At 63.2% G+C, this 4,778-nt stretch carries 3 protein-coding genes and 2 pseudogenes; all 5 read left to right on the plus strand.

The window, feature by feature from the left end:
• Nucleotides 1-247, plus strand: a pseudogene (locus GCT13_RS47005) (IS256 family transposase); the annotation flags it as partial.
• Nucleotides 248-334: 87 nt separating this feature from the next.
• Entirely contained in the window at nucleotides 335-2,095 is a 1,761-nt protein-coding gene (locus GCT13_RS47010; protein WP_193727978.1) for a M56 family metallopeptidase, read from the plus strand.
• 50 nt (nucleotides 2,096-2,145) lie between these two features.
• The gene (gene bla / locus GCT13_RS47015) at nucleotides 2,146-3,018 is read left to right on the plus strand and encodes a class A beta-lactamase (protein WP_321575069.1); all 873 of its coding nucleotides are present in this window, start codon (nucleotides 2,146-2,148) and stop codon (nucleotides 3,016-3,018) included.
• On the plus strand, nucleotides 3,015-4,229 hold the full coding sequence (locus GCT13_RS47020) for an acyltransferase family protein (protein ID WP_152768368.1): 1,215 nt from the start codon (nucleotides 3,015-3,017) through the stop codon (nucleotides 4,227-4,229). The genes bla and GCT13_RS47020 overlap by 4 nt, the downstream gene beginning before the upstream one ends.
• Nucleotides 4,230-4,411: 182 nt before the next feature.
• Nucleotides 4,412-4,778, plus strand: a pseudogene (locus GCT13_RS47025) (transposase); the annotation flags it as partial.

The following is a 4,778-nucleotide window of genomic DNA, read 5'->3' on the forward strand; positions in this document are numbered from 1 at the left end:
GGCGCTCATGCGTGGCCTGTCGACGACCAACATCATCGAGAATCCGAACGGCGCGGTGCGCCGTGTCGCGGGGCGCGTGAAGCGCTATCGTGACGCCGATATGGCCTTGCGCTGGACGGCCGCAGGCTTCCTGGAAGCTGAGAAGCACTTCCGGAAAATCCTCGGCGTGAACGAGCTCTGGATTCTCGCTGCCGCCTTGAAACGATCGACCTCAAAATCGATTGACCACGATCGGAAGGTTGCCTAACCTATGCCGCACCCGCCGTCCCAACCTTCAACTGTCTTCGGGACATCGCCGCGAGGAAATTCGCAAGTTTCTGCACGGAGACGAGCGATGAGTCCTTCGTCCTGGACGTTCGTCCAGGCATTGGGATGGGCGCTCGTGCACTTCGTGTGGCAGGGCGCCTTGATTGGCATGGCAACCGCGCTCTCATTGCGGCTATTGCGTGGCGCGAGCCCGCGGAGCCGCTATGCGCTGCTGTGCGTTTCGCTGCTTTTGTGCCTCGGTGTACCGGTGCTCGACGTGTATCGAGGAATCGAAACGGTGTCGCGGACTTCCGGCTGGCTTCCCATGACCGGTTCTCATGTCGCACTGACGATAAATTCGCGCGCGTCGCTGGCGATCCAGGCCGTTCTGCCCTGGCTGGTTGCGGCGTGGCTGGTCGGTGTGGCCGCCATGTCGTGCCGTCTGGCGGCCGGCTTGCTGTGGGTGCGCCGGCTCGGCCGGGCGTTTCCCGACTGGCCGGATACCCACTGGCAGAACTGCGTCTCGGCGCTGGCCGCGCGTTGCGGCGTGTCGCGCTCCGTCACGCTGCGAGTGGCTGCCCAACTATCAGGTCCGCTGACGATCGGCTGGTGGCGGCCGCTGGTGCTGGTTCCGGCAGCGTTGCTGGCGCGCATGCCGCCTGATCTGTTCGAAGCGGTGCTTGCGCACGAAGTCGCGCACATCAAGCGCGCCGACTATCTGGTCAACCTGCTGCAAAGCGTGATCGAGGCGCTGCTTTTCTATCATCCGGCGGTGTGGTGGCTGTCGCGGCAAATTCGTATCGAGCGGGAATGCCTCGCCGATCAAATCGCTGCCGCGCTCATTCAAAACCCGCGACGTTTGGCGCTCGCGCTTGAGCAGCTCGACATTCTTCAATCGACTAACGCCGAATACACGCCGGTCGCGCAATCGGCGCAGGGCGGCCACTTGCTGGACCGCATCAAGCGCCTCTGCCAACCCGCCCCGTCTGCGACGAACTGGGCGGCGCGCGTCCCGGCTATCGCGTTCGGCCTCGTCGCGTTGTGCGCAACGACGCAGACCCTGTGGCCCTCGCCCGCATTGCGGGATACGGCAGGCGTCGTGCCCGTCGGGCTGCTCGAATCGAACCATGTCGTGGTGATCGACGACAACTCCGGCCAGGTCCTGTTCCAGAGGCGGCCGGACGATATCGTGCCGATCGCATCGTTGACGAAATTGATGACGGCAATGGTTGTGCTCGATGCCCAGCCCGACATGAACCGGACCATTCGCATCGACGCCAGCGACGCCGAAGCGTTACGCCCCAGCCGTACAGGATTGCCAGTCGGCGCGAGCCTGCCGCTTTACGCGGTGCTGCAACTCGCGCTGATGTCGTCGAACAACAGCGCCGCGTATGCGCTGGCGCATGACTATCCTGGCGGCTTCCCGGCGTTCCAGGCCGCGATGCGCGCCAAGATCGCCGCGCTCGGGTTGAAGCACACGACGATCGACGAGCCGACAGGCCTTTCGCCGCTCAATACGTCGACGGCAAGCGACGTCTCGGTCATGGTGAATGCGGCGGCCCGCTATCCGGCCATCGCGCGCGCCACAACCGACTCCCGCAGCGTCGTCCCGATCGACGGCAAGCTCGTCGAATACCAGAACACGAATCCGCTCGTCGGGCAAAAAGGCTGGGACATCGCCTTGTCGAAAACCGGCTTCACCGATGCGGCCGGTCGTTGCCTGATCATGCGGCTGCGCTCGGTTCGGGACAGCGTGACGATGGTGTTTCTGGACGCCGGGCCGGCTGCGTTCCCCGCGCGCGACGCGATCAACATCCGCCGCCTCCTGCTTGCCCACAAGCTGGCGTGACGTTCGCCGCGCTCACCGCTTTTCCTCACCCTGGCTAACCGGACTTAACCGTGACTCACTTGATCACGCGTCGAAAGCTGTTGATTGGATTACCGCTGCTCGCTGGCATGGGCGTGGTTCCCGCGCTGCATGCAGCCGAATCGCCGCTCGCCGATATCGAGCGTCGGAATGGCGGCCGCCTCGGCGTGTTTGCCATCGATACCGGCTCGGGACGCACGCTGAGCCATCGCGCCGACGAACGCTTCCTGATGTGCAGCACGTTCAAGGGAATGCTCGCGGCGCAGATACTGGCACGCGTCGATAGCGGCGCAGAGCGGCTCGACCGCCTCGTGCACTACACGGAAAAGGACCTCATTTTCACATCGCCTGTGACCAAGGCCAACGTCGCGCGCGGCACGATGTCGATCGACGAGCTCTGCCGGGCGATTCTGGTGGAGAGCGACAACACGGCCGCGATCCTGCTGATGCGCAGCGCCGGCGGCCCCGCGGCGCTGACCCGGTTCGTTCGCGGCCTCGGCGATACGGTCACGCGCTCGGACCGCTACGAGCCCGACTCGAACCGCTATCGCGGCGTGCTCGACACCACAACGCCGAAGGCCATCGCCACCACGGCGCAGCGCCTTTTGCTCGGCGATGTCTTGAGCGCCAGTTCGCGCGTGCAACTGGAGCGCGGCATGACCGACTGTAAGCCGGGACTCAACCGGATTCGCGCCGTGTTGCCTGCCGGTTGGCAGGCGGCCGACCGGCCCGGAACCAGCGTCGAGAGCGAGACCAACGACTACGCGCTCGTGCGCCCGCCAGGGCACGCGCCGTTGCTCGTCGCCGTTTACTACGATGCGCCGGGCGTCGGCATGAACGCGCGCGAGGCCGTTTTGCGCGAAGCGGGCACGGCGTTCGTACAGTGGGCCACGAGCGCGGCATGACTTGCAGCGGCATGCGAAACCGGAGGATCGATCTCCTCCGGGGAATCTCGATCCTGCTCGTGCTGTTGCACCACTTCAATATCGCCTATCGGCTCGACGACACCTTCCTGTCGCGCGTATTTGGATGGGAGACAGTCCGCGCCGTTGCGCGAAACGGCAACTATGGCGTCACGATGTTCTTTGTGATCTCGGGCTATCTGATCACGGCGAACGTGATTCGTCGCTGGTCCGAACCCGGTCATGTCGATGTCCGGGCGTTTTACGGTTTGCGTATCGCGCGCATCGTTCCGTGCCTGCTGCTCTTGCTGGCCGTCGTGAATGCGCTGGCAATGGCCGGCATCGCGATCTTTCAGAATCACTCGCCGGATGGCGCGCCGGTATCGTTCTGGCTCGTGAACCTGGCGTCGCTAACGTTCTGGATGAATGTGCTTATCGGCGCGCACGGATGGACCAACTATGCGCTCGGCGTGTTGTGGTCGCTTTCCGTCGAGGAGGTGTTTTATCTCTCGTTTCCGCTGCTTTGCCTCGCGTTTCGCCGCGAGGCGTGGCTCGTTGCTTTCTGGCTCGCATGCATTGTCGTTGGACCGATTTACCGGTTCTTCCATCAAGGCGACGAAGGCGGTTATCTCTACGCGTATTTCGCCTGCTTCGACGCGATCGCTACCGGCTGCTGCGTGGCGCTGCTCGCGAGGCGCTTCGTGTGGCGCGGTCGCGCGCAGAGCGTGTCGGCGTGGCTGACGGCGGCGGGCATTACGTTCGTTTACCTTTCCTGTCCGATCCGGGAAAGCAACGTGTTCGGCGTTACGGTCATGGCCTTCGGCACGGCGGTGTTGCTGCTGGCCGCGCACGATCACCCGGCCGGACCAACGATCCGACGCGCGAGCGCGTCCACAGTGCTCGAAGGGTTCGGCAGGCTTAGCTATGAACTCTATCTATTTCACCTTATCGTACTGGGCTTACTGCGAACGATTTTCTCGCCTTCCGGTGTGGCGGGAGACGAGAAACTGGCGCTTCTGGTCGGCTATCTGCTGCTTTCTGCTTGGCTGAGCGCGTCCATCGCACGGATCTATGCAGAGCCGTTGAATCGCATCGTCCGCCAGTGGCTGGTTCCACGAAGGTCTCGATCTGGAAGCGAGTGCTACGAGCGGAATCAACCTGACGTCGAACATCCTCAATCTCGAATCGTCAACGGTTTGAGCGACCGGTCCTGATCGGGGTTCGACCCGTCGCATCGCCGCTTCGAACGTTCGAGTTTGGTCGATTACCGCCCGACGTAGAGGACCGTAGCCGACCCCGTTGCCGACGCTCAAACCGACGGCGGTGCAATGGCAGTGAACTGCTCCCCGCGCTTAGTCCGATAACAATGTAGAGTTCGTTCCCAAAAGGAACGACAATGAAGAAGCGATTCAGCGAAGAGCAGATTATTGGCATCCTGAAGGAGGCCGAGGCTGGCCTGAAGCCTGCAGAACTGTGCCGCAAGCACGGTATCTCGGAGGCGACCTACTACAACTGGAAGGCGAAGTTCGGCGGGATGACCGTCGCGGACGCGCAGCGCCTGAAAGAACTGGAGCAGGAGAACAACAGGCTCAAGCGCCTGTTGGCAGAGTCGATGCTCGACAATGCCGCGCTGAAGGACCTGCTGTCGCGAAAGTAGCAAGCCCGCAAGCCAAACGCGAGGCGGTCGGGATATTGATGACCGAACGCGCGATGGGTGTCACCCGGGCTTGCGGGCTGGTAGGAATTTCGCGTTCACTGTTCCG

The sequence above is a fragment of the Paraburkholderia franconis genome (genome assembly GCF_009362735.1).
GTDB classification, from domain to species: Bacteria; Pseudomonadota; Gammaproteobacteria; order Burkholderiales; family Burkholderiaceae; genus Paraburkholderia; species Paraburkholderia franconis.